1 protein-coding gene is annotated in these 2,066 nt (G+C 70.0%); it reads right to left on the reverse strand.

Features of this window, described 5'->3' with window-relative positions; all coding sequences use genetic code 11:
* Window positions 1-2,066, reverse strand: a 2,066-nt coding sequence (locus JOZ00_RS23945) for an amino acid adenylation domain-containing protein (protein WP_293349104.1), incomplete at both ends; no start/stop codon positions are given.

Genomic DNA, 2,066 nt, shown 5'->3' on the forward strand with positions numbered 1-2,066 from the left:
GGCCGAGCACCTGGGCGTAGATGCCGGCGAGGATCTCCTCGACCGCGTTGCCCGGGGCGCGATAACGGTCGGCGTCCTGATACTCCGGCACGGGCAAGGCGCGGGTGTCGAGTTTGCCGTTGGGCGTCAGCGGCAGCTCCTGCACCATCAGCACGGCCGCCGGCACCATGTAGCCCGGCAGCCGGTCGGCCAGCGCGCCGCGGACTGCGGCGGGATCAACGCTTCCAGTGACGTATCCAACCAGGCGCTTATCGCCGGGCCGGTCCTCGCGGGCGATGACGACCGCCTGCTCGACGCCATCCACCAGCGCCAGCGCCGCACGCACGTCGCCGAGTTCGATGCGGTACCCGCGGATCTTGACCTGCTCATCGGCGCGGCCCAGGTAGTCGAGCTGTCCGTCGGCACGCCAGCGCACCAGGTCGCCGGTGCGATACATGCGGGTTCCGGACCCGCCGAACGGGCAGGCCACGAATCGCGATGCGGTCAAACCGGCCCGTTGCCAGTAGCCACCGGCAACGCCGGCACCGGCGACGTACAGTTCACCGACCACACCGGCGGGAACGGGCCGCAACGACCCGTCGAGCACGAACAGCGCCGCCCCGGGCACCGGCGAACCGATCGGCACCGCAATCGATCCCGCGCTCAACGGCGCGCTGACCGCGGCGTAGATGGTGGCCTCGGTCGGACCGTAGGCGTTGATCATCGCCCGCCCGCGCGTCCACTGCTCCACCAGTTCGGCGGGGCACGCCTCACCGGCGACCACCAGCGTGGCAGATTCCAGGCCCGCGGGCGAAAGCGCACCCGCCGCCGACGGCGTTTGGCTCAGCACGCTGACGCGCTCCTCAACCAGCAAGGCATGCAGGTCTTCCGGCGAGCGTGCTACCGACTCGGGCACTACCACGAGGCGCCCGCCTTGCAGCAGCGCGCCGAAGACCTCCCACACCGAGACGTCGAAGGCCAGCGAATGCCACTGCGACCACACGCCGGCGCGCGGCAGGCCGGAGGCCGTGGACGCCAGCAGCTGGGTCACGTTGCGATGAGTCACCGCAACGCCTTTGGGGACACCGGTGGTGCCGGAGGTATAGATCAGGTAGGCGAGGTCCTCCGGGCTGGGCGCCGTCCTGAGCGCTGTGCCGGGCTGGATGGCCACGGCGGGGTCATGCACGTCGATGACCGTCACGCTTTGGCCGGCGAGCCGGCCGGCCAGATCGGCGGTGGTGATCGCGGCGACGGGCGCAGCGTCGGCGAGGACGAACTCGATCCGGGCGTCCGGCAGCGCCGGGTCGATCGGCAGGTAGGCCGCACCCGACTTGAGCACCGCGAGGATCGCCACGATCGCCTCGGTCGAACGCGAAAACAGCAGTGCGACTTGCTGTCCCGGACCCGCGCCACGGCTGACCAGGAAATGCGCCATTCGGTTGGCGGCCTCGTCCAGCTCCCGGTAGGTCAGCGACCGGCCGTCGCAGGTCACGGCCACGGCACCGGGGGCGCGGGTCACCTGCGCGGCGAACAACGCCGGAATCGACCTGTACGCCATCGACGCCTCGGTCAACGCGGCCCGGTTGCCGATTTCATCCAGCCGGTCGCGTTCGGCCTCGTCGAGAAGTTCGAACGACGACAACGGGCGCGTGGGATCGGCCGTCATGGCCATCAACACCCGCTGCAACCGACCGACGAGCGCCTCGATGCTGGCCGCGTCGAACACATCGGTCCGGAACTCGACCGTTCCCCCGATCCCGGCCGGCTCGCCATCCTCGCTCCAGCGTTCGGCCAGTGAGAATGTCAGATCCATTCGGGCGGTTTGGGTATCCACCGGCATCGGGGTGACCTCGACGTCGCCCAACGCCAACCCGGCGGCAGGCCCGCTGTCTCCGGCGAAGTTCTGCCAGGCCAACATCACCTGGACCAGGGGGTGGTGCGTCAGGCTGCGGGTCGGGTTGAGCCGCTCCACCAGCAATTCGAAGGGCACATCCTGGTGCTCGTAGGCGCCCAGGCTGCGGTGTCGCACCTGGTCCAGCAGCTCGGTGAAGCTCGGGTCACCGGCCACATCGACGCGCAGCACCAGC

Origin of the sequence: Mycobacterium sp. (assembly GCF_019243155.1) — a bacterium.
In the GTDB taxonomy this organism is placed as follows: Bacteria; Actinomycetota; Actinomycetes; order Mycobacteriales; family Mycobacteriaceae; genus Mycobacterium.